This window comes from Actinopolymorpha singaporensis, assembly GCF_900104745.1.
Lineage (GTDB): Bacteria > Actinomycetota > Actinomycetes > Propionibacteriales > Actinopolymorphaceae > Actinopolymorpha > Actinopolymorpha singaporensis.
In genome coordinates this window covers 5,598,374-5,621,337 of sequence record NZ_LT629732.1, presented here as the reverse complement: position 1 = coordinate 5,621,337, position 22,964 = coordinate 5,598,374, and the positions used below count along the sequence as shown (strand labels likewise).

The following is a 22,964-nucleotide window of genomic DNA, read 5'->3' as shown; positions in this document are numbered from 1 at the left end:
GATCGGGTCGGCCGCGTCCCGTCAGCGGATCGACAAGATCATCTGACCGTGACCGGCTGCCAGGTGCCGCCACCGTCGTCGGTGCGGAACAGCCCGCCGTTCACGTCGAGGATGTAGCCGACCCGGTCGCTGGTGAACCCGGCGTACCTCGGAGTGCCCAGGCCTTCCACCTTCGCCTGCGCCGGCTGGTCCGAACCGCTCACGAGAAGTGCCTTACCGGGTACGGCCACCACCGCCTGCCGAGCACTCCTGGCGCCGAGTGCGGCCGCAGTACCCGAGATCGCGGGAGTGCCGGAGGACACCGCCGACCAGGACGCACCGTTGTCGCGGGAGACGTGCACCTCCGCGGCGGTTCCGGTGGGGCAGGTCAGCCACATCGACCCCGTGGTCGCGGACAGCCGGCCGGCCGAGAGGTCCGCGTTGCACGGCGTGGGGTGCTGGTCGAACGTCCTGCCGCCGTCGGCGGAGGTCAGCACGAAGGCGTCGGTGCCGGACCGGTCGGTGACGGCCACCACCTTGCTGGTCACCGCCAGGCTGGCGGGCGTCTTCAGGTCGACGCCGACCCGGCTCCAGGCGTCCTCGTTACGGGGCGAGCGCCACAGCGTCCAGGTGGAGCCGTCGCGCACCAGCGCGTACGTCGTGCCGTTCGCGGTCTCCAACTGCTCGACGAGACCGGTCACCGCGCGCACCTGGTGCCAGCCCCGGCCTCCGTCGTGGGTGCTCCACAACGCGCCGCCGTACGCCCAGCCGTCCTTGGCGTCGGCGGCGAACCGCAGGTCGTGGACTGTGTCCGCGGTGACCTTGTTGGCGGCGCGTACGACCGGCGCGGCGATCGCCGGCAGGGCGGTGAAGCGGTCCCCGCCGTCACGGGTGACCACGACCGTGGCGCGGCCGGGGCCGGTGGGGGACTCGCCGAGGACCCAGAAGTTCTGGTCGCTGGAGGCGGTGAGGGACACCGGGGAGAACTTCGCCGGCACACCGCCCGCCGCGACGTCCGGCGTCGCGGACTTCCCGGGCGGAGTCGGGGACGGAGACGCGGTGCGGGCATCGGTGGTGGGGCTCGGGGTCCGCGTCGGGGTCGGGCGCCGGGTGGACGCCGGCGCGCCGGCGGCGTGGTCCTCGGTCGGTTTCCGGGCATCGCCACCCGACCGTTCGAGCGTGGTCGTGGTGGACTCGCTCTTTCCGGCCACCGTCGTCTGGCCGGGACCGCGGAGGATGTAACCCACCCCGCCAATGCCGGCGACCAGCAGGAACACCGCCACGGCGGTCATCGCGGCCGTGCGGTGACGCCTGCGCCGCGCGGCAGCGTTGACGCGTACCCGGTCGAGCAGCGCCGTGTCGGCCGGCAACCGCCACGCGTCGTCGCGCAGCGCTTCGCGAAGCCGGCCCTCTAGCGGGTCCATCGTGTGTTCTCTCCCTCGCCGGCGGGACGCTTGGCCGGGTGGTCCACGGCGGCGGGGTGTTCGGCCGGAGTTTCCATGACGACGGTGGACTCGGTCGGGCTCTCGGCGGCTGTGGTCCGGACCGGACGTGGCGGCACGCCGCCGGCGGCGGCGCGGGTGGTGGTGCCGGCAGCCTCGGGCAACCGGAGCCGAAGCTTCGCCAGCGCCTTGGAGGTCTGGCTCTTCACCGTGCCGACGGAGCAGCCCAGCATGTCCGCGGTCTGGCGTTCGGACAGGTCCTCGGCGAACCTCAGCACGAGAACGGCCCGCTGGCGGCGGGGCAGGGAGTCGAGCGCGGCCTGGAGCTCCTGGTCGGGAAGCGGTGGGTCGACGTGCTGGCCGCTCTCGGGCACGTCGTCGGTGAGGTACTCACGGCGGCGCCGTCGCCAGACACTGACGTTGCGGTTGACCATCGTCCGGCGTACGTAGCCCTCGGGGTCGTCGCGGTTACGCACCCGCGGCCAAGCCGCCAGGGTGCGCTCCAGCGCGTCCTGGACGAGGTCGGCGGCGGCGTCGGCGTTGCCGGTCAGCATGTGGCCGAATCGCAACAAGTCGGACATACGCCCACGAACGAACGCATCGAACGCATCCTCCTCTTCGCGCCGCACGCGGCTCCCCTTCGCCTCTGGCGGTCCGTGCCTTCGGACGCAGGACCGTTCACCGTAGGTTGCCCGGCTCCGGGAAATCTTCGCATCCGTCCCGATACTCACGCTGGTACCCATCCCTCGCCGAGCCGTGGCGGACGACGCCCAGTGCGGACGGCTATGGTGTCGACTCATGCGAGCACTGGTGCTCTCGGGTGGAGCAGGCACACGTCTTCGACCGATCACGCACACGTCGGCCAAGCAGTTGGTGCCGGTCGCCAACAAGCCCGTCCTCTTCTACGGGCTGGAGGCGATCGCCGAGGCCGGCATCACCGAGGTCGGCATCGTGGTGGGGGACACCGCCGAGGAGATCAAGGAGGCGGTGGGCGACGGCGCGCAGTTCGGGATCTCGGTCACCTACATCCCGCAGGAGGCGCCGCTCGGGCTCGCGCACGCGGTCCTGATCGCCCGGGATTTCCTCGGTGACGAGGACTTCGTGATGTACCTCGGGGACAACTTCATCGTCGGCGGCATCACCTCCCTGGTGGAGGCGTTCCGCGCCGACCGGCCCGAGGCGCAGATCCTGCTCACCAAGGTGCCCAACCCGACCGCGTTCGGGGTCGCCGAGCTGGACGCCGCCGGCGCCGTGGTGGCACTGGAGGAGAAGCCGCAGCAGCCCAAGAGCGACCTCGCCCTGGTCGGCGTCTACCTCTTCACCGACGCCATCCACGAGGCGGTCGACAGCATCGAGCCGTCCCGGCGGGGCGAGCTCGAGATCACCCACGCCATCCAGTGGCTGATCGACAACGGCCACGACGTTCGTTCCACGGTGATCTCGGGGTACTGGAAGGACACCGGGAACGTCGAGGACATGCTCGAGGTCAACCGCTCCGTGCTGGAGACGCTCGAGCCCCGCGTCGAGGGCACCGTGGACGAGGTGTCGGAGATCATCGGCCGGGTGGTGATCGAGGAGGGTGCGGAGATCTCCGGGTCGCGCATCGTCGGACCTGTCATCATCGGTGCGGGCACGAAGGTCGTCGACTCCTACGTCGGGCCGTTCACGTCCGTCCAGCACGGCTGCCACCTGATCGACTCCGAGATCGAGTTCTCGATCGTGCTGCACGACTCCTCGATCGCGGGCGTACGCCGGATCGAGGCGTCGCTGGTCGGTCACCACGTGGAGGTCACCCCGGCACCTCGCGTACCCAAGGCACACCGGTTGGTCCTCGGCGACCACAGCCGGATCCAGATCAGTTCATGACCGAGTCCCTCACCCAGTCCAACACCCAGTCCAACACCGAGTCCATCACCGAGTCCCTGACCGAGCGAGCACAGGGGAGTTAACCGTGCCTCAACCCGGCGCGACCTCGCGCATTCTCGTCACCGGCGGCGCCGGATTCATCGGCTCCCACTTCGTCCGCTCCCTGTTCTCGGGCGCCTACCCGGGCCTGGCCGGCTCGCGGGTCACGGTGCTCGACAAGCTGACCTACGCCGGCAACCCGGCCAACCTCGACCCGGTGCGTGACCAGCCGGGTTTCGCGTTCGTCGAGGGCGACATCACCGACGCCGGGCTGGTCGACAGCCTGCTGGCCGACCACGACGCGGTGGTGCACTTCGCCGCCGAGTCGCACGTCGACCGGTCCATCACCGGTGCCGCCGACTTCGTGGTCACCAACGTCGTGGGCACCCAGACGCTGCTGGATGCCGCGCACCGGCGCGAGATCGGCCCGTTCGTGCACGTGTCGACCGACGAGGTGTACGGCTCGATCGCCGAGGGCTCCTGGCCGGAGACCGACCCGCTCGCGCCCAACTCGCCGTACTCCGCCTCGAAGGCGTCCAGCGACCTGATCGCGCTGGCCTACCACCGCACCCACGGTCTGGACGTACGCGTCACCCGCTGCTCCAACAACTACGGGCCGTACCAGTTCCCGGAGAAGGTCATCCCGCTGTTCATCACCAACCTGCTCGACGGCGGGAAGGTGCCGCTGTACGGCGACGGCCTGAACATCCGCGACTGGCTGCACGTCGACGACCACTGCCAGGGCATCGCGCTCGTCCTGGAGAAGGGCCGGGCCGGCGAGGTCTACAACATCGGCGGCGGCACGGAGATCACCAACAAGGAACTCACCGACCGGCTGCTGTCCGCGTGCGGCGCTACCTGGGACAGCGTCGACTACGTCGAGGACCGCAAGGGCCACGACCGCCGGTACTCCGTCGACTGGCGCAAGATCAACGCCGAGCTGGGGTACGAGCCGCGGCACGACTTCGAGTCCGGGCTGGCCGAGACGGTCGCCTGGTACCGCGACAACCGTGCCTGGTGGGAGCCGCTGAAGCAGCGGGCGGGTCTCGCGTGAGGTGGCTCGTCACCGGCGCGGGCGGGATGCTCGGCCGGGACGTCGTGTCCCGGCTCCGCGCCGACGCCGTTGACGACGCGGACATCCTCGGGCTGACCCGCGCCGACCTCGACGTGACCGACGCCGCCGCGGTGGCCAAGGCGATGGCCGACCACGCTCCCGACGTCGTGGTCAACTGCGCCGCCTACACCGCGGTCGACGACGCCGAGGAGCACGAGGACGCGGCTCACGCGATCAACGCCGAAGGGCCGCGGGTGCTCGCCCGGGCCTGCGCCGAGCGCGGCGGCCGGCTGCTGCACGTGTCCACCGACTACGTGTTCGCCGGCGACGGCACCCGGCCCTACGCCGAGGACGACCCGACCGGGCCGCGGACGGCGTACGGCCGCACCAAGCTCGCCGGCGAGCAGGCCGTCCTCGCCGCGCTGCCCGAGACCGGGACCGTGGTCCGCACCGCCTGGCTCTACGGCGAGCACGGCGCCAACTTCGTCCGGACGATGATCCGGCTCGAGGGCGAGCGGGACACCCTCGACGTCGTGGACGACCAGCGCGGCCAGCCGACGTGGACGGCCGACGTCGCGGGCGCTCTGGTCGCGCTCGGCACCCGCCCGGAGGCGCGCGGAGTGTTCCACGCCACCAGCGCGGGGCAGGCGACCTGGTGCGAGCTCGCCCGCGAGGTGTTCAGGCTGCTCGGAGCCGACCCCGAGCGGGTCCGGCCGACGACCACCGACAAGTTTCCGCGGCCCGCGCCGCGCCCGGCGTACAGCGTGCTCGGCCACGACCGCTGGGCCCAGATCGGAGTCCCACCACTGCGAGAGTGGCGGGATGCGTTGCGAGCGGCGTTTTCGTCGCTAAGGTGAGGCCACCTGGGTGCGACGCCGAAGCGTAGCGACCGTACGAGTACGCGGTCACAGCCATGGCCGTGTTCGTCACTGTCGGTTTCAGGCTACGGTCACTCGCTCAGACCGTGACCGGCCCGCAGTTCGACCGTCCGTCCGTAAGAGGAGTGTGTTCCTGTGCTTCGCCACGAGTTCCTCCGCACGCTGCACGAGGTCTCCCGGCCGCGTGCCTATTTCGAGGTGGGCATCAACGACGGCCGAAGCCTCGCCCTGTCCCGCGTACCCACCGTCGCCGTCGACCCGGCGTTCAAGGTCGTGAAGGAGGTTCGCTGCGACCTGCACATGGTGCGGGCCACCAGTGACGACTTCTTCGCCCGCGAGCAGCCGTTCGAGCACCTGAACGGCGCGGCCATCGACCTGGCGTTCATCGACGGGATGCACCTGTTCGAGTTCGCGCTCCGCGACTTCATCAACACCGAACGGCACGCCCACGCCGGCACCGTCGTGGTGTTCGACGACATGCTGCCGCGCAACGTCGACGAGGCGGCCCGCGACCGGCACACCGGCGGCTGGACCGGTGACGTCTACAAGATCGTGCCGGTGCTGCAGCGTTACCGTCCCGACCTGATCCTCGCGCTGATGGACACCGGGCCGACCGGTGTGCTCGTCGTCCTCGGTCTCGACCCGGCCAACACCGTGCTCGCCGACAAGTACGACGAGATCGTCGAGGCCTACATCCAGCCCGACCCGCAGCAGGTTCCCGACGTGCTGATCGACCGGCGAGTCGCGATGGCCCCGGAGACCGTGCTCAAGGCGGACTTCTGGCCCCGCTTCATCGCCGCCCGCGAGAGCGGCGACGCAGCGGAGCTGACCGCGGTACGCACCGAGATCGAGAAGGTGCTCGGTGAGGCGCCCGACGTACCGCTCTCCCTCGCCGGCTGGCAGCCCGATCCGCGCCCGGCCGCACCGAAGGCGGCGCCCAAGCCCAAGGCGGCCCCCAAGCCCGCCTCGGCCGCACCGGCCGGCGGGAACGGCCAGGCCAGCGTGTCCCAGCGGCTGATCCGCGGCGCGGCCGGAAAGCCGGCTGTTCGCGCGGCGGGCAAGAGGGTCGTCGACCGGCTGCCCGACGACGTACGCCAGCTCGTCCGCAACCGCGTACGCCGCAGCCTGCGCGCCGGCAGCTGAGGCGCTCCGCGCCCGGCCCGCTGAGGCGCTCCGCGCCGACCGGCGGCACCGAGAGCACCGAGAAGCCCTCATCCGCGCGAAGCCGCGCTGGGTGGGGGCTTCTCGCCGTCCCGGTCAGGTGGGTGTTTCGGCTCGCGGAGCGGTCCGCAGGTCGGCGAGCGACCGGAGCACCTGTGCGGTGGCCTGGTCCGCGGGGAAGAACGTCTCGATGGCGATCTCGTCCAGGGTGACGTCACGGGGTGAGCCGAACACCGTGGCCGTGTAGAGCAGCGCGAGATCGCCGTACGGCGTAGCCATCCGCAGCGGGACAACCAGGTCGTCGGCGGTCGTCCCGTCCGCGGCCGGTCCGGTCGTGGGGGACGGCGGGCCGTAGGCCTCGAGTTCGGCGAGGAGCGCCGCCAGCCCGTCGGCGGCGGTGCGTTCGAGCTGCCGGCGTACCCGCCGAACCACGTGCGACCGCCACTGGCCGAGGTTCATGATCCGCGCCGCCAGACCGTCCGGGTGCAGGGTCGCCCGCAGCATGTTGACCGGGGGGCGGCGCAGCTCGCCGGGCAGGTCGCGAAGGAACGCCTCCATCGCCTGGTTGGCGGCCAGCAGGTCCCAGTGCACGTTCACGGCGACGGCGGGGTGATGCTCCATGCCCGCGAGCACCGCACGCACCGCGTCCTGGGCGGCGCCGAGGTCGGTGAGCGGTCGCTCGCGGTAGGCCGGCGCGAAACCCGCGGCGAGGTGGAAGCGGTTGCGTTCACGCAGGGGTACGTCCAGCTCGTCGCAGATCCGCTCGATCATCGCCGGGCTGGGGTTGGACCTGCCGGTCTCGATGTAGCTCAGGTGCCGGGTCGACATCTCAGCGGCCAGCGACAGGTCCAGCTGGGACCGGCGACGCCGTTCGCGCCACCGTTTCACCATCATCCCGATCGTCTCCTCCGGCGCGGCGGCTGTGGCTGTCATGTCCGCCACGATGGCCTGCTTCCGCCCGGCCGGGCAATGACCTTCGAGGTTATTGCCGCGCCGCCGCCGCCCGCGTCACCGTGGTGGCGTTGTGAACAGCCGCCGCACGAAACCCGTGCGGCCACCCACGTCCTCGCGAAGCGGAGGAGCCTGCACATGACCGACACCACCACCAACCCTGCCCATCCCACCAAACCGCCCCACCCCGCCAACGCAGTCGAGCGGTACGTCGAGTTCTGGAACGCGGCGGCACCGGAGGACCAGCAGCGGCTCGCCGCGCAGACGTTCGCCGCCGGGGTGAGCTCTCGAACGCCCGTGGCCGTCATGCGGGGAGTCGAGGAGCTGGTCGCGTTCCGGGACCAGTTCGCGCAGCACTTCCCGGACTACCGGTTCCAGGCACGCGAGGTGCCGGAGACCCACCACGAGCGGGCTCGCCTGCGGTGGGAGATCGTCGTCGGCGGCACGACGTTCGCCACCGGGACGGACGTACTCCACCTCGACGACGCGGGCCGGATCACCGAGGTCACCGGCTTTCTCGACCAGCCGCCGGAGGGGTTCGGCCATCACGACCACGACTGATGCCGGTGAAGCGTGCGGGCCACGGGGTCACGACCTCGTGGCCCGCACGCCGCGAACCTCCGTGCAGTCGCCCAGGGACAGGCCCTAACCGGCCTGGGAGCGCAGCTGCTCGCGATAGGCCTGACAGTCGGCGTACGACGGCAGCAGGCCCTGGTGCTCCGCTTCGGCCAGGGTGGGCGCGGCCGCGTCCTTGTCCGACAGCAGCGGCTCGAGGTCGGCCGGCCAGTCGATCCCGAGCGCCGGGTCGAGCGGGTGGACGCCGTGTTCGCGGGTGGGAGCGAAGCCTTCGGAGCAGAGGTACAGCAGCGTCGCGTCGTCGGTGAGCGCCATCACCGCGTGCCCGAGTCCCTCACTGAGGTAGACCGCGTGCCTGGTCTCCTCGTCGAGGCGTACCGCCTCCCACTGGCGGTAGGTCGGCGAGCCGACCCGGATGTCCACGACCACGTCGAGGAGGGCGCCGCGTACGCAGGTGACGTACTTCGCCTGGCTCGGCGGCACGTCGGCGAAGTGGACACCGCGCAGCACCCCCCGGGCGGACACCGAGAGGTTGGCCTGGCGCAGCGCCAGGTCGTGGCCGGTGGCCTTGCGGAACTCCTCGCCGGAGAACCACGGCGAGAACAGGCCTCGGCTGTCGGGGAAGACCGGCGGCTGGGCGAGCCAGGCGCCGTCGATGCTCAGGGGCTGCAACGTTCCACTCCTCGTTCCGTGTCGCTGTCCGCGCTTCGGGTCGTCAGACTGTAGTAGCTCGGTTCACCGGCCGCTGTGGCCGCGAGGCACAGGTGTCAGCCGCGGTCCCGCCTGAGCCGGGTGGTGACCAACCTGCCGGCCCGGCGGCCGAGGCTCCTACCGGCTCGGCGGCCGAGGCGCCCACCTGTGCGCAGCCAGGCGAGCAGCTCCGGCCGCAGGCCCTCGGTCGTTCCCGCGCCGTCCTCGGAGTCCCGGAAGGGAACGTGGCCGTTGCTCCCGGCCCGCCGGCCGAACTCGCTCAACGCCGGCAGGCCGCCGCCGGCCGGCACCGTCACGGTCACCGGCAACGGGACGAACGTGCCCTGCTCGGCGGCGACCAGGCGCACTCGCACCGACCAGCGGCCGGCGCTGAGGGCGTCCCGGGAGAACTGCGCGGACAGCCGCGAGCAGCCCATCCCGTCATGGACGTACGGGACGAGCCGGCCGGGGACCTGCACCGCCACGCCGCTGCCCTCGTGCAGCAGCTGGACGGCGGCCACGTCGATCTCGGTCGCCACCACGGTGCGAAGAGGGAGCGCGAGCAGGAGTTCGGACTCACCCACCCCGTCGGCGGAACCCGCGGAGTCCGCGGCGGCGCGGGCGGGACCCAGCGTGGCCGCGCCGGAGATCAGCAGGTCGTTGCCGACGCTGGAGGTCCGCTGGGCGACGTCGACGGACAGGTTGCCCTTGTCCGTCCAGTACGGCGTGATCACCCGAGGCGGCGTGCCCGCCACCGCCGGGGCACGGTGCGCGCCGGCTCGTGCCGTGCGGACCGAACCCAGCCGGGTGTCCTTCCTCCAGCCGCAGGAGCTGATCCTGGCGACGACGTCCCAGACGCCCCGCTCCAGCGGCGCGCCGCCGGCGGCGGTGTCGGCGTCCAGCGTGGCCTCCGTGCGCAACTCCAGTGCGAAGGTGGAGTCGCCCGCGCCGACCCCGGGCCGGTCGGAGGTGAAGGTCACGGGGAGATAGTGCTCGGCGCCGTTGTCGCGGGAGCGGAGGATGACGTCCACCTTGCTCTGCGTCAGCCGGTCGGTGGCGTCCAGCTCTGCCGCGGAGACCAGCTCGGCAGCCTCGGCCGACAGTGGCGGGTCGAGGATGTCGCGCCCGTCGACGTGCCGGAAGGTCATCGGCTCCCGGCCGGCCCGCAGCTGCGAGGTCAGCGACATTCGCAGCGTGCCGCCGTGCCAGGCGAGGTCCTCCAGCTCGGCGTGGTGCCTGATGCCGCTCTCCCAGTGGGCCAGCCGCACCAGGTCGTCGAGCCGGCGCGCGCGGATCAGGGCCGCGACCACCCGCTGGCTGGGCGGTAGCCCGGCGGCCACTCCGGGCCCGAAGCGTTCGCAGGTGTCCGCGATCTCGTCGAAGAGCTCGCGGCGGTAGTCGGGCGGAGCCGCCAGCAGCCGGCTGCCGCGCAGGCGCTCGACCATCTCCACCCGCAGCCAGCGGCGGTACAGGCCGTCCCGCAGCCGGCCGGGCTCGGTGTTGGCCTCGACGATGTCCAGGGCCTCGTTGAGGTTGGCGAAGTAGGCGTGCGGGTCCATCCGCTGGAAGCCCGCGTTGGAGGAGTCCTCCCGGCGTACGTGGTAATAGCAGACGTAGTCGCTGAGCACCGAGATCGTCTTGGCGGCGAAGAACGCCGCGGTGACGAAGACGTGGTCCTCCAGCCGCCGCCGGCCCTCGGGGAAGCGGAGGTTGTTCTCGTCGAGGAACGCCTTCCGGAACATCTTGTGCGGGGTCAGGCTGTCGATCAGCGGCGCGGTGGCCAGGGTCGCCTTGGGGTAGGTACGCCGGAACAGTTCCCGGGGGACTCCGCGCCCCTTGCCGGCCATCTTGCCGATCACGACGTCGGAGTCGTTCTCCCGGGCGAAGGCGTACATGCGTTCGAGGGCCTGGTCGCCGAGCCAGTCGTCGTTGTCGACGAAGAAGACGTACTCACCGCGGGCCGCGTCGATACCGACGTTTCGCGGCTTGCCGGGCCAGCCGGAGTTCTCCTGGTGGATCACCCGCATGTGCGGGTGCTCCGCAGCCAGCGCGTCCAGCCGGGCCGGAGTCTCGTCGGTCGACCCGTCGTCGACGAAGATTGCCTCGAACTCCTCCGCCGGCAGGCTCTGCCGCAGCAGCGACGCGATGCAGTCCTCGACGTAGCGCCCGGGGTTGTAGACCGGAACGACCACGCTGACCTTGAGTTCCTCAGTCATCAGCCCCGTCCTCTGCCCCTCCCACGGGGCCTCGAATGCGTCGATCGTTTGCCTGTCGGTCCGAAATGCGAGGGTAGCGGAGTGCGTTCGGCCAGACGTCCGGCCGCGCCGGGGGAGTCGGCGCCGGCTTGCTGGACATCCACCCGATGTCCAGCAGACGGCAGCCGACCGGACACCTGGCGCACCGGCCAACTACCATCCCTGGCACCGTACCTACCGGACCTGGGAGCCGCGCCCGACGGTTCCCGGTCGCCGGAAGTGGGTGGAGACCCCGCCGGGCTCTGGCAGATCCGGACACAAGGACGCACCGCGTGCGTCGACGGGTACGAAAAGTGACGACCAGAGGGGATGTGACCCGACCGTGGCCGACACGAGGCCCGAGACCACGCCCACGCCAGCGGTGACGGCGACAGGCGAACCGACGACAGGTGAGCCCCTGCGCGCGGTGGGAGTGGTGCTGGCCGGTGGCCAGGGAACCCGGGTGGGCCTTCGCCTCCCCAAGCAGCTACTCAAGGTGGCCGGCAAGCCGCTCCTCGAGCACACCGTCGAGGTGTTCGAGACCTCGCCGGACATCGACGAGATCGTCGTACTGATGGCTCCGGGCTGGACCGAGGACGCCGAGAAGATCATCAAGAACGCCGGCTTCCGCAAGGTCACCCGCGTCCTGGAGGGCGGGGAGACCCGCAACGACACCACCCGCCGGGCGCTGGAGGCGGTCGGGCCGGACGAGGCCAAGGTGTTGTTCCACGACGCCGTACGCCCGCTGCTGGACCACCGCATCATCGCCGACTGCGTGAAGGCGCTGGACACCTTCTCGGCGGTCGACGTGGCGATCCCGTCCGCGGACACGATCGTGGTCGTCGACGACGGGCTCATCACCGACATCCCCAGCCGGGCACGGCTGCGGCGCGGGCAGACCCCGCAGGCGTTCCGGCTGTCCACGATCCGCCGCGCCTACGAGGTTGCCGCGGACGACCCGAACTTCGCCGCCACCGACGACTGCGCGGTCGTGCTGCGTTACCTCCCCGAGGTGCCCATCACGGTGGTCGAGGGCTCCGAGCGCAACATGAAGGTCACCTATCCGATCGACGTGTTCCTCGCCGACCAGCTCTTCCGGCTCGGCTCGCACACCCCGCCCACCCCGGTGCCGACCGAGCAGGTCGGCGAGCTCCTCGCGGGCAAGACGCTGGTCGTCTTCGGCGGCAGCTACGGCATCGGAGCCGAGATCGGGGACGCCGCGCGCGAGTTCGGCGCCAGGGTGTTCAGCTTCAGCAGGTCCGCGACGGGCACCCACGTGGAGGATCCCGAGCACGTGCGTGCCGCGCTGGCACAGGCGTACGAGGAGTCCGGCCGGATCGACTACGTCGCGGTGACGGCAGGTGTGCTGCACACCGTGCCGCTGGCCGATGCTCCGGACGACCTCATCGCCCAGAGCCTGCAGGTCAACCTCCTGGGCCCCGTCTACGTCGCGCGGGCGGCGCACCGCTACCTCGCCGAGAGCCGCGGCCACCTGCTGCTGTTCACGTCCAGCTCCTACACCCGTGGCCGGGCGGGCTACAGCCTGTACTCCTCGACCAAGGCGGCGGTGGTCAACCTCACCCAGGCGCTGGCCGACGAGTGGGCCGCCGACGGGATCCAGGTCAACTGCGTCAACCCCGAACGCACCCAGACGCCGATGCGCACCCGCGCGTTCGGGGAGGAGCCGCCGGGCACCTTGCTGCCCGCGCGTGACGTCGGCCTGGCCTCCCTCGACGTCCTGTTGTCCGAACAGACGGGCAACGTCGTCGACGTCCGGCGCGACCCCGCTCCGGCGCCGGTCACCACACCGCCCGGCGACCACGACCACGCCCGGGACATCTCGACCGCGCTCGAGCACGTGGAGGAACACGCCGCCGACGACGCCGACGAGGTGGACGACGTGGACCCGGTGGAGGACGTGGACCGGGTGGACGGCGGGGGCAGCACCCGCACGGGCGACGGGAACGACCGGCGCCGCGGATGACCACACGTCTGGTGCAGGTCACCGAGCGGGCACCCGCGCCGGACACCGGGCGCCGGGCGCTCGGCCTGGCCGGTTGTCTGGTCCTCGCGTACGCCGGCCTGCTGGTCACCGCCCTGGTCCCCACCGCGGCCGGCCTGCTGGTGACCGCGCTGGCGGTGGCCGCCCTGGAGGTTGCCGGCACGCTGCGGGCGCCGTTCGTCGGCTGGGCCCTGGGCCGGATCGGCCTGGGTGCCCAGTGGCGCGGCCTGCTGCGCGCGGTGGCCGTCCTGGCGTTCCTCGTCCGTTCCGAAGCGCCGCGGAGCTGGTTCCTGGTCGCCGTGGCCGGGTTGCTGGCCCTGGCCGCGCTGCGAGCCGCCGGCGCCGGGCTCGCCGAGCTGGTGCACCGGGCTCGCAGGATGCCGGTGCTCAGCCGTGGGCTCGACCTGGGAAGACTCCGGGTGCCCCGGGCACTGCCGCCCGTGCTGGGCCGGCACGCCGACACCACGCTCGGCTGCCCGGACGTCGCGCTGTCGGCCGGTGCGGCGCTGGCCGTCCTCGCCGGCTCGGAGGGCCCCTTGGTGGCGGGTGCGGTGGTCGCCGCGGTGCTGGTGCTGGCCGGAGTCGCCGCGCTCGCGTACGCCGCGGCCGCGATGCGCCGGCTCAGCCGGGCGAGGCTGCGCGCGGCGGTCGACAAGGGGGTGGCGAAGGCCGCGCCCGAGGTCGCGGTGCACTTCGGTTCCGGACCGGACACGCTCTACCAGCTGGAGATGTGGGTCGAGACACTCGAACGCCTCGAAGTGTCGGTCCTGCTGATCCTGCGCGACCGGGAGACCTTCCGCCACCTCGGCCCGACCACCCTGCCGGTGCTGTGCGTCGAGCACGGCACCGTGTTGATGGAGCTTCCGCTGCCGCACCTGCGGGTGGCGTTGTACGTCTCACACGCGGTGAGCAACCTGCACCTGCTCCGCCGTCGCGGTGTCCGGCACGTGTTCATCGGGCACGGTGACAGCGACAAACCGGTCACCACCAACCCCTTCCTCAAGGCGTACGACGAGGTGTGGGTCTCCGGCCCGGCCGCGCGGGAGCGGTTCGCGGCAGCCGGGATCGGCGTCGACCCCGCCCGGGTGGTCGAGATCGGCCGGCCTCAGCTCGACGAGGTGGCCGGCCGCGGCGACGTGGGCGGGGCGGATCGGGTGCCCGGCAGGCTGACCGTGCTGTACGCCCCGACCTGGGAGGGGTACGGCGACGAGCCGAACCAGACCTCGCTCGGTGCCGGCGGCCGGGAACTCCTCGAACGCCTGCTGGCCGAGCCGGACGTCCGGGTGCTGTACCGCCCGCACCCGCTGGCCGGCACCCGTGACCCGGCGGTCGCCCGGGCGCACCGCGAGATCGTCACGCTGCTGGGCGACCGCAGGGTGCGGCGGCCCGCGTCCCCGGCGCGGCTGGCCGTGCCGCGCGACGACCTGGACGTCGTGACGGCGCCGGCAGGCACGTCGCGGGTGGAGGAGGTCACCGCCCAGGCGGCCTGGGCCGGTGCCCAGCTCGCCGATCGGCCGGGCCCCCCGGTCCACCTCGTTGTCCCCGGACCGGACTTCAACCTGTATGCCTGCTTCGCCGCGGCCGACGTCCTGGTGTGCGACGTGTCCAGCGTGATCACCGACTTCCTGGCCGGCGAGCGGCCGTACGCCGTCACCAACCCGGCCGGTCTCCCCGACGAGGAGTTCACTTTTCGGTACCCTTCCTGCCGCGGCGGCTACCTGCTCGGTGCCGACGGCGCGGGCCTGGACCGGTTGCTGGCGGCCGGGCGCGGGCAGGTCGATCCGGCCGCGACCGAGCGGGCGAAGCTGCGCGCGGAGCTCCTCGGCCCGCCCGAGCCCCCGGCACTTGAACGCATGCGGAAGGCGGTGGCCGGGTCCTGACCACCGTCCCCTGCCGGCCCACCACCGGCGCACCTGCCACCGGCCGATCTGCCACCTGCCGACAGGGCACAGGGCGGCCGGCCGCCCGCTGACCAGCCGCCGTCCACGACCACCTGGGAGAACCACCCGTGCTGCAGACGCTCGTCCGCCGAGGACCGCTGATCGGCGTCCTCTTCGCACTCGTCGCGAGCTACGCCGCGCTGGTCGTGACCGCGGTCCTGGCCACCCCGCTGATCTTCGGGTTCTTCCTGCTGGTCGCCGCGGCGATGGACATCGTGGTCGAACGCAGGTTCCGCCCCGTGGTGTACCTGCTGCGCCGGGCACAGTTCGGCATTTCCCACCGCGCGTTCGTGCAGATCTTCCTGCTGCTGCTCCTGATCGCGATCACCGACGCCAACCGCGACATGAGCCGCTCGGAACTCCTGGTGGTCAGCCTGGTGGCGATGCTGGTTCCGGTCGGCCGGATCGGCTACCTCGGCCTGCTCACCCTGGTGCGCCGGCGCACCCAGCCGCCGGTGGAGGTGCGCAACGTCGACCTGCCACCGGAGCTGCGGCCGGCTTCCACGCCGGGGATCCTCGTGGACAACCTCACGCCCCGGCTGCTCGCCCTGGGACTCCTGCCGGTGCTCGCGGGCGCGGTCAGCGTACGTCTCAACGACTTCCGGCCGTTCGGGATGATGATGGTCCTCTACGTCCTGGTCGTCGGTGCGGGGAGCCTGCTGCTGCTGCGGCAGTTGTTCGCGCTCGGCGCGAGGCCCGGACGCCAGGCGCTCCTGGACGGGGTGAGCGCCGCGCTGCGTGATCAGTACCACCCCGAGGTCGTGCTGTACTTCAGCGGCTCGGCCACCTCGCTCTACCAGGCCGAGATGTGGCTGCGGACGGTCGAACGCATGCCGCACCAGGGTGTGGTGCTCGTACGGCAGCGGCACGCGATCCGCAATCTCGGGCGCACCACGCTGCCGATCGTGTGCATCCCGAACCAGGTCGACCTGATGAACTTCACGTTGGCCGACGCCCGGATCGCGTTGTTCGTCTCCAATGTCGGCAACAACATCCACCTGCTGCGCGAGCCACGGGTCAAGCACGTCTTCATCGGCCACGGCGACAGCGACAAGGTGGCGAGCTTCAACCCGTTCAGCAAGGTCTACGACGAGATCTGGGTGGCCGGCCCGGCCGGACGGGAACGCTACGCCCGCGCCCAGGTGGGCGTCCGCGACGACGAGATCGTCGAGGTCGGACGGCCCCAGCTGGACGTGATCGAACGCCGGACGGGCCTGCTGCCGCCGATCACCCCAGAGCGTCCGTTGACCGTTCTCTACCTTCCCACCTGGGAGGGTTGGACAGACGACGACTTCCAGACGTCCCTGACGGTGATGGGACTGGATCTCGTGACCCGGCTGCTGGCCTCGCCGCTGCCCGTCCGCATCATCTACAAGCCGCACCCGCTGACCGGCACCCGAGACCGGCGTGCGGCGGAGGCCGACCGGCAGATCCAGGCGGCGATCACGGCCGCGATCCGGGAGATGCCGCCGGTGCCGCAGCAGGCTGCCGCCGAGTTGGCCCAGCTGGAGGCAAGGCTGGCCGACGAGGACGTGACCGTCGCGGAGGCCGAGGGCCTGCAGGCGCGGTGGCACGAGGTGTTCTGGGCCGCGCAGGGCACGCGGCACGTCCTGGTCGAGGGGTCGCTGCCGAACCTGTTCGACGCGTACAACCAGGCCGACGTCCTGGTCGCCGACATCTCCAGCGTCGTGTCGGACTACCTGGCCACCGGCAAGCCCTGCGTGGTCGCCAACCCCAAGGGACTGTCCGACGACGACTTCCGCGCGGCGTTCCCGAGCGCGTACTCCTCCTACCTGTTGAACCCCGGTGCGGACATCGCCGAGCTCGTGGACACGATCGTGCGCAGCGACCCGAAGGCGGACGCCCGCGTGCAGGCGCGCGCCTACCTTCTCGGGCCCGACGAGCCGCCCGCGCAGCAACGCTGGAACGCCGCTGCGGACGCGCTGATGGCCGCGGCCGACCTGGAGTGGGACGGCCAGCACGGCGCCGGGCCGCAGCTGGAACAGGTCACCGCGTTCGTGGAGCCCAGCCCGGCGCCGGAGGCGATGGGGGAGAGCCAGCCCGGGTAGTACTCCGGATAGCCCGGTAGTAGCCCGATAGCCCGGGTAGTAGCCCAGGTGGCCCGGGACGGCCCCTGGGCCCGCGCAGCCGGTCGGTCCGACCGGGTAGCAGGTCCTGTCCGTACCGGCTCGTGGTCCTGCTGTGCACGGGGCCGTCAAAGAAAGATCAACTCCGCGTGCAACCCGTCGCAGTTCCACGCCGTTTGTCCAGATGAGCAACCGGGAACCTCATCGACACGTGCGCGCTGCAGCAGCCACGGGGACAAATCTGCACGGGGGAGTCAATGATCAAGGCCAGTGTCGTCGTGCCCGTCTACAACCCCGGAAAGTACCTCCAGCAGTGCGCGGAGTCACTGTTGGGCCAAAGCCTCCCACCCGACGAGTACGAGATCGTGTTCGTGGACGACGGCTCCACCGACGACTCGCCCGGGTGGCTCGACGCACTCGCCGCCGCGAACCCGCACGTGCGGGTGCACCACCAGGAGAACTCCGGCTGGCCCGGCAAGCCGCGCAACGTCGGCGTCGACCTCGCGCGCGGTGAGTACGTCCAGTTCGTCGACCAGGACGACGAGCTCGCGCCGGAGGCCCTGGAACGCATGTACGCCCTGGGATCCAGCAACGACGCCGACATCGTCCTCGGCAAGGTGGGCGGCACGATGGCCGGTCCCAGCAGCGTCTTCGCGCGGACGGTGGCATCGTGCACCGTCGCGGACGCGCCGCTGATCGACAGCGCCACGCCCCACAAGATGTTCCGCCGCTCGTTCCTGCTGGACAACGGAATCAGGTTCCCGGAGGGGAAGGTCCGCCTGGAGGACCAGCTGTTCATGGCTCGCGCGTACACCCGCGCGAAGTCGGTCTCCATCGTCGGCGACTACGTCTGCTACTACTGGACCCGGCGCGACGACGGGGGCAACAACAGCGGCAACGCCCTCAACCTCAGGGCCTACTACCAGAACCTCCGGCAGGTGATGGATGCCGTCGTGGAGGGCACCGAGCCCGGAGACTTGCGCGACCGGCTGCTCCGGCGCTTCCTCCGGGCGGAGATGTTGGGCCGGCTGCGCGAGCCGAAGCTGAACCGCTACTCCGAGGGCTACCGCAACGCGGGCTACAAGGAGGTTCGCAAGCTCGCGCTGGAACGCTTCCGGGAGGACGACGGGGTGGTCTCCGACCTGGCGCCGGTAGTGCGGCTGCGCGCGGTACTGCTCCTGCGCGACCGGCTGGACGGCCTGCGGGAGCTCGCCACTCGGTGTGAGAAGGTGCACGCCGAACTCTCGGTCGAGGAGGTGGGCTGGCGCGACGGTGCGTTCCGGATCGGGGTGCGCGTAGTCCTCGTCCACTCCGACGGGCGCCCGGTCGTGGTCACCGAACGCGCGGGGAGGTACTACCTCGACGACGAGCTCACCGCCGGCCTGCCCACCGTGCCCGACGGGTGGGACGTCGGTGATCCGTGCCGGCACGTGCACGGCGACCTGCGCGTCCACCACCGCGACACCAACACGTGGTGGTTCGCGCCCGAGCTCCTGAAGGGCTCGCTGGAGCGCGTCGCGCACGACGGCCCGCAGGCGCGCTACCAGGTGGTCGCCTCGGGCGAGTTCTCCTTCGATCCGGACCGGCTGGCCGGCGGTGGGCCGCTTCCCGCCGGCCGTTGCGAGCTGTCGGTGTCGGTCCAGATCCTCGGCCTCGGTCGCTCGCTGCGGATCACTCTGGACGGCAGCCCTCACTGGGAGCAGGCGCTGGTGCCCGCGGTGGTCGGGAACCCTGCCCGGATCGTCGTACCCAGGCGGATGCTCCCCACCGGGCGGCTGACCGTCGAGGTGGGTGACCGCGACCAGGCTCTCGCCGGCGCGGTCGCCTCGCTGGGGGTGAGGCCGTTGCAGCTCGGCGGGTCGCGCCTGCAGCTTTCGCTGCCGGTACGCACCGGCCCGGACGCGGGCTCCCACGAGGTCGAGCTGGTGGTCGGCCGCGCCGGCAGGACGCGCACGCTCCCGGGCCGGATCGAGCCGGCGGGGGCGGCGGTGCTGGCGTTGGAGGACGTGCCCGTTCTGCCGGCCGGACGGCACCCGATCGCCCTGCGCACCGACTCCTCCGGTCTGCGGTCGGCCGTCCCGATCGGCGTGGCGGTCGTCCGCGAGGGGCGGATCGTGGCAGTGCGGGGTATCGGTTACCGCGCCCTGCCGCGCCGGCTGCTGAGCCGGCTCGCCGGGGACCAGCGGCTGCGCCACCAGACGTACCGCCTGCTGGGGAGACTGCCCGACGAGCAGGCGGAGCTGCTGAAGAAGGTGGTTCGGCAAGTGGCTCGCTGGTCCCGTCCGAGCTGACCCCCGACTTCCGTCGAGCTGGGGGAGCACTTCGCCGAGGCGGCCGAGTTGTACGGGCTGGTGCGCGACAACGCGGCCAACCTGGAGAAGTCGATGAAGGGTGAGCTGCACGAGGCGACCGTCATGTACCCGACCTGTGCGCGGCGTGCGGAGCAGGCCGGCGACACCGACGCGGCTGACGCTCGTCGGCACGCCATGCGGTGCGGGGCCCGGTCGCGAAGCGGCGGCCGGGCCCGTTCGCCGTCGCGGTCACCCGTGAGTACGCCGGCTGGGCTCGCGACCGCCGCCGGTCCGGGGCCGGGCGACGGTCATACTGGCCCGGTGCGACTGACGGAATTCTGGCAACGGATGGAACACCACCTCGGCTCGGGCTACGCCCGGTCGTGGGCACGCGACCAGGTCCTTGCGGAGCTGGGTGGCCGCACTCCCCAGCAGGCGCTGGACTCCGGCGTCGACGCGAAGACCGTCTGGCGCGCGGTGTGGCGGGCCCTGGAGCTTCCTCCGTCGGAGCGCTGAACGTCGCCGGCCCCATGCCCGACGTTCCCGGTCCGAACGGCTCGACTCGGCGTGGCGTACCTCTTCGAACGCGTGTTCGCCATATCGTCGTAGAGTGTCATTGACGGGCCACACTCGCCGCCGGCGGGTTTTGTCCACAATGCGGCTCACGGCCGTGGCGTCCACAGGTTCCACCGCCCGGATTCAGGTATGTCGGTGGTCACCTCTAACGTCTCGGGTGTGATGAACGAGAAGACCACGCAGAAGAAGTCCCGGGGCTCACGGCGAGCCCCCGACCTGACCGGGATGGCGAGCATGGGAGCTCAGGACCGCGACAAGTCGCTGGACACCGCGATAGCGCAGATCGAGCGGCAGTTCGGCAAGGGCGCAGTGATGCGCCTGGGCCAGGAGGGTCGCGCTCCGATCGAGGTGATCCCGACCGGAGCGATCGCCCTCGACGTGGCGCTCGGGATCGGCGGCCTGCCCCGTGGGCGGGTCGTGGAGATCTACGGGCCGGAGAGTTCGGGTAAGACCACCCTCGCACTGCACGCGTTGGCCAACGCGCAGAAGGCAGGCGGTGTCGCCGGATTCATCGACGCCGAGCACGCCCTCGACCCTGAATACGCAAAGAAGCTCGGCGTCGACACCGACGCCTTGCTGGTGTCCCAGCCGGACAACGGTGAGCAGGCGCTGGAGATCGCCGACATGCTGATCCGTTCCGGTGCCCTCGACGTCGTCGTGATCGACTCGGTGGCGGCCCTGGTGCCACGGGCCGAGATCGAGGGCGAGATGGGCGACAGCCACGTCGGTCTGCAGGCCCGGCTGATGAGCCAGGCGTTGCGCAAGTTGACCGGTGTGATCAGTTCCTCCAAGACCACCGCCATCTTCATCAACCAGCTTCGCGAGAAGGTCGGTGTGATGTTCGGGTCGCCGGAGACCACGACCGGCGGCAAGGCGCTGAAGTTCTACGCGTCCGTTCGCCTCGACGTGCGGCGGATCGAGACGCTGAAGGACGGCCAGGACCCCGTGGGCAGCCGGGTCCGGGTGAAGGTCGTGAAGAACAAGATGGCCCCGCCTTTCCGGCAGGCCGAGTTCGACATGCTGTTCGGCGAAGGAGTCAGCCGCGAGGGCAGCCTGATCGACCTCGGGGTGGAGCACGGCATCGTCCGCAAGGCCGGCGCCTGGTACACCTACGACGGCGACCAGCTCGGCCAGGGCAAGGAAAACGCGCGGAAGTTCCTTCGGGACAACCCTGACCTCGCCGAGGAGCTGGAGAAGAAGATCAAGGAGAAGGTCGGTATCGGCCCGCAAGTGGACCAGCCCGCGGACGAGTCCGAGCCCGAGCCCGAGGACTTCTAGCGCCGAGGAGCAGACGAACAGGTGAGGCAGAAGTCATCGAGATCCTCTAGGTCGAGATCATCGAGGTCGCGGTCGGACGACGATCAGGAACAGGCCGCGACCGATCCCGAGCAGTCAGCCCGCACCATCGTTCTGCGCCAGCTCACCGGCCAGCCCCGCTCGCGGGCGGAGCTGGAACAGGCGCTGCGCCGCAAGGAGGTGCCCGAGGACATCATCGAGTCCGTCCTCGGGCGGTTCACCGACGTTGGCCTGATCGACGACGCGGCTTTCGCCCGGGCGTGGGTCGAGTCCCGCCACACCGGGCGCGGGCTGGCACGACGGGCCCTGGCCCACGAGCTGCGCCGCCGGGGGGTCGGTGACTCCGAGGTCGGCGAGGCGCTCGACCAGCTGTCGCCGGAGACCGAGCTGGAAACCGCCCGTGCCCTGGTGGACCGCAAGCTCGCCGCGACCCGGGGACTCGACGGGCGCACCAGGGTCCGTCGGCTGGCCGCGATGCTGGCCCGCAAAGGCTACTCGCCGGGGCTCGCCGCGCGAGTCGTCCGGGAGGCGCTGGAGGGGGAGTCCGACGAGGAGCACCGCGCCGCTGTCGCAGAGTTCAGCGGTGCCGCCGACTCGATGGAAACCGCCGGTCCGTAGATCCGGGCCCACGGCCTGAACCGGCCGGTGGTCCGCCCGGGTCACCGCCGCCGCGAGGTCGGCGCTAGCGTGCCAGCCATGGCGCTTCAGGTGCGGACCGCCCGCGACGACGACCGGCAGGCACTCCACGATCTCAGCCAACTGGCGTTCGCGGCCCGTCCGGCTCCCTACGACGACGCGAACGACCGGGGCGCGAACCCGCTCGACCGCCGGCTGCTGGCTACCGAGGGCGAGCGGATCGTGGGGCGGCTGGCGGTGTGGGAGCTCGGCCAGTGGTTCGGGGGACGTCGGGTGCCGATGGGCGGTGTCTCCGGCGTTGCCGTGGCCCCCGACGCGCGCGGCAGGGGAGTCGCGAGCACCCTCGTCCACGAGGCAATCCGGGCAATGCGCGACCGGGGCGAAGTGGTGTCTTCGCTCTATCCGATGAACCACACCCTCTACCGCCGCAACGGCTGGGAGGTCGCCGGCAGCTATCCCGAGCAGCGGCTGGACCTGCGTGCACTCACCCCTCTGCCCAGGCCGGACGGTCAGGTCGACGTGCGGCCCACCACGGAGGCGGACCTGCCCGCCATCCGCGAGTTGCACGAAGCGGTGTCGCGGGAGGAGCCGGGCAACCTGTCCCACGGTCCCGAGTTCGGCGCCCGCCGGCTGCTCGGCCATCCCGGGATCCAGGAGGGGTACGTCGCCGAGGCCAATGGTCGCCTCACCGGCCTGCTGGTCGCCAGCCGGACGGACCCCGCCGACGACCGCGGCTTCTACACCATCACCGTGCTCCAGTTGCTGGCCGTCGACCTGGCCAGTGAGCTTGCCCTGCTGCGCGTTCTCGCCGCGCAGTACCCCGTGGCCGGCACGGTGACGCTGGTGACGCCGCCGCAGTCCGCGCTGCCGATGCTGGTCGGCGAACGCGACCTGCGCCCGGCCGACCGGGGCTGGTGCTGGATGACCCGGTTGGTGGACGCGGCCGGTGCGATCGCCGCTCGGGGGTACGCCCCGGACGTCACCGCCGAGGTCCATCTTCACCTCGACGACCCGGTGGCCAGATGGAACACCGGCCCGCACGTGTTGCGGGTCAAGGACGGCGCCGGCCACCTGGAGCCGGGCGGACGAGGGGACGTACGCCTCGGTATCGGCCGGCTGGCCTCGCTCTACACCGGCTGGGCGTCGCCGCACCGGCTGGCCCGGCTCGGGCTGGTCACCGGCGCGGACGCCGCCGACCTGGCCGCACTGGACCGCGTGTTCGCCGGCCGCCTGCCCTGGTCCCGCGACTTCTTCTGAGGCCGAGCC

General features: G+C 71.5%; 18 protein-coding genes. 13 read left to right on the top strand and 5 right to left on the bottom strand.

Translation table 11 applies throughout. The features are described from left to right. Nucleotides 1-38: 38 nt before the first annotated feature. Together BLU27_RS25120 and BLU27_RS25115 are read right to left on the bottom strand one after the other, a co-directional pair. Entirely contained in the window at nucleotides 39-1,403 is a 1,365-nt protein-coding gene (locus BLU27_RS25120; RefSeq protein WP_092656081.1) for a hypothetical protein, read from the bottom strand. Then, complete coding sequence (locus tag BLU27_RS25115) at nucleotides 1,391-2,050, bottom strand: SigE family RNA polymerase sigma factor (RefSeq protein WP_197681571.1); 660 nt, start codon at nucleotides 2,048-2,050, stop codon at nucleotides 1,391-1,393. Before BLU27_RS25115 ends, BLU27_RS25120 begins: the two co-directional genes overlap by 13 nt. Before the next feature lie 169 nt (nucleotides 2,051-2,219). Between BLU27_RS25115 and BLU27_RS25110 the strand changes: the two genes are divergently transcribed. The 4 genes from BLU27_RS25110 (at nucleotide 2,220) to BLU27_RS30030 (ending at nucleotide 6,401) form a co-directional block, all read left to right on the top strand. Further along, on the top strand, nucleotides 2,220-3,287 hold the full coding sequence (locus BLU27_RS25110) for a glucose-1-phosphate thymidylyltransferase (protein ID WP_092656079.1): 1,068 nt from the start codon (nucleotides 2,220-2,222) through the stop codon (nucleotides 3,285-3,287). A gap of 85 nt (nucleotides 3,288-3,372) precedes the next feature. Further along, nucleotides 3,373-4,380, top strand: coding sequence for a dTDP-glucose 4,6-dehydratase (rfbB, locus tag BLU27_RS25105; protein WP_092656078.1), 1,008 nt, complete (start codon nucleotides 3,373-3,375; stop codon nucleotides 4,378-4,380). After that, nucleotides 4,377-5,237, top strand: coding sequence for a dTDP-4-dehydrorhamnose reductase (gene rfbD, locus BLU27_RS25100; RefSeq protein ID WP_092656077.1), 861 nt, complete (start codon nucleotides 4,377-4,379; stop codon nucleotides 5,235-5,237). The genes rfbB and rfbD overlap by 4 nt, the downstream gene beginning before the upstream one ends. Nucleotides 5,238-5,393: 156 nt before the next feature. Continuing rightward, nucleotides 5,394-6,401, top strand: coding sequence for a class I SAM-dependent methyltransferase (locus BLU27_RS30030; protein ID WP_157728796.1), 1,008 nt, complete (start codon nucleotides 5,394-5,396; stop codon nucleotides 6,399-6,401). Between the two features lie 114 nt (nucleotides 6,402-6,515). Here the strand turns inward: BLU27_RS30030 and BLU27_RS25090 are convergent, their stop codons facing one another. Then, nucleotides 6,516-7,352, bottom strand: a complete 837-nt coding sequence (locus tag BLU27_RS25090; protein ID WP_092656076.1) for a helix-turn-helix domain-containing protein — start codon at nucleotides 7,350-7,352, stop codon at nucleotides 6,516-6,518. 156 nt (nucleotides 7,353-7,508) lie between these two features. Here BLU27_RS25090 and BLU27_RS25085 point away from each other — a divergent pair, with 156 nt between their 5' ends. After that, entirely contained in the window at nucleotides 7,509-7,931 is a 423-nt protein-coding gene (locus tag BLU27_RS25085; RefSeq protein ID WP_092656075.1) for a nuclear transport factor 2 family protein, read from the top strand. A gap of 84 nt (nucleotides 7,932-8,015) precedes the next feature. On the opposite strand, the gene BLU27_RS25080 is transcribed toward BLU27_RS25085, so the two are convergent. Together BLU27_RS25080 and BLU27_RS25075 are read right to left on the bottom strand one after the other, a co-directional pair. Next, a complete protein-coding gene (locus BLU27_RS25080) occupies nucleotides 8,016-8,618 on the bottom strand; it encodes a dTDP-4-dehydrorhamnose 3,5-epimerase family protein (protein ID WP_092656074.1) in 603 nt (200 codons plus the stop codon). A 95-nt stretch (nucleotides 8,619-8,713) separates the two neighbouring features. After that, nucleotides 8,714-10,852: a glycosyltransferase family 2 protein gene (locus BLU27_RS25075; protein ID WP_092656073.1), complete on the bottom strand. Its 2,139-nt coding sequence runs from the start codon at nucleotides 10,850-10,852 to the stop codon at nucleotides 8,714-8,716. 361 nt (nucleotides 10,853-11,213) lie between these two features. Between BLU27_RS25075 and ispD the strand changes: the two genes are divergently transcribed. The 8 genes from ispD to BLU27_RS25035 all read left to right on the top strand — a co-directional run bounded on the left by ispD (nucleotide 11,214) and on the right by BLU27_RS25035 (nucleotide 22,955). Beyond that, nucleotides 11,214-12,854, top strand: a complete 1,641-nt coding sequence (gene ispD, locus BLU27_RS25070) for a 2-C-methyl-D-erythritol 4-phosphate cytidylyltransferase (protein WP_241827624.1) — start codon at nucleotides 11,214-11,216, stop codon at nucleotides 12,852-12,854. After that, nucleotides 12,851-14,752, top strand: coding sequence for a hypothetical protein (locus BLU27_RS25065; protein ID WP_092656072.1), 1,902 nt, complete (start codon nucleotides 12,851-12,853; stop codon nucleotides 14,750-14,752). The genes ispD and BLU27_RS25065 overlap by 4 nt, the downstream gene beginning before the upstream one ends. Nucleotides 14,753-14,880: 128 nt before the next feature. Then, nucleotides 14,881-16,881, top strand: a complete 2,001-nt coding sequence (locus BLU27_RS25060; RefSeq protein WP_092656071.1) for a hypothetical protein — start codon at nucleotides 14,881-14,883, stop codon at nucleotides 16,879-16,881. Nucleotides 16,882-17,156: 275 nt separating this feature from the next. After that, the gene (locus tag BLU27_RS25055; RefSeq protein WP_092656070.1) at nucleotides 17,157-19,190 is read left to right on the top strand and encodes a glycosyltransferase family A protein; all 2,034 of its coding nucleotides are present in this window, start codon (nucleotides 17,157-17,159) and stop codon (nucleotides 19,188-19,190) included. 321 nt (nucleotides 19,191-19,511) lie between these two features. Further along, nucleotides 19,512-19,706: a DUF3046 domain-containing protein gene (locus BLU27_RS25050; protein WP_092658245.1), complete on the top strand. Its 195-nt coding sequence runs from the start codon at nucleotides 19,512-19,514 to the stop codon at nucleotides 19,704-19,706. Nucleotides 19,707-20,000: 294 nt separating this feature from the next. Then, complete coding sequence (gene recA / locus BLU27_RS25045) at nucleotides 20,001-21,044, top strand: recombinase RecA (RefSeq protein ID WP_092658243.1); 1,044 nt, start codon at nucleotides 20,001-20,003, stop codon at nucleotides 21,042-21,044. 21 nt (nucleotides 21,045-21,065) lie between these two features. Continuing rightward, nucleotides 21,066-21,680 (top strand): regulatory protein RecX, encoded by a 615-nt coding sequence (locus BLU27_RS25040; protein WP_092656069.1) that lies wholly within the window; start codon nucleotides 21,066-21,068, stop codon nucleotides 21,678-21,680. A 78-nt stretch (nucleotides 21,681-21,758) separates the two neighbouring features. Next, nucleotides 21,759-22,955 (top strand): GNAT family N-acetyltransferase, encoded by a 1,197-nt coding sequence (locus tag BLU27_RS25035; protein ID WP_092656068.1) that lies wholly within the window; start codon nucleotides 21,759-21,761, stop codon nucleotides 22,953-22,955. Nucleotides 22,956-22,964: the final 9 nt, after the last annotated feature.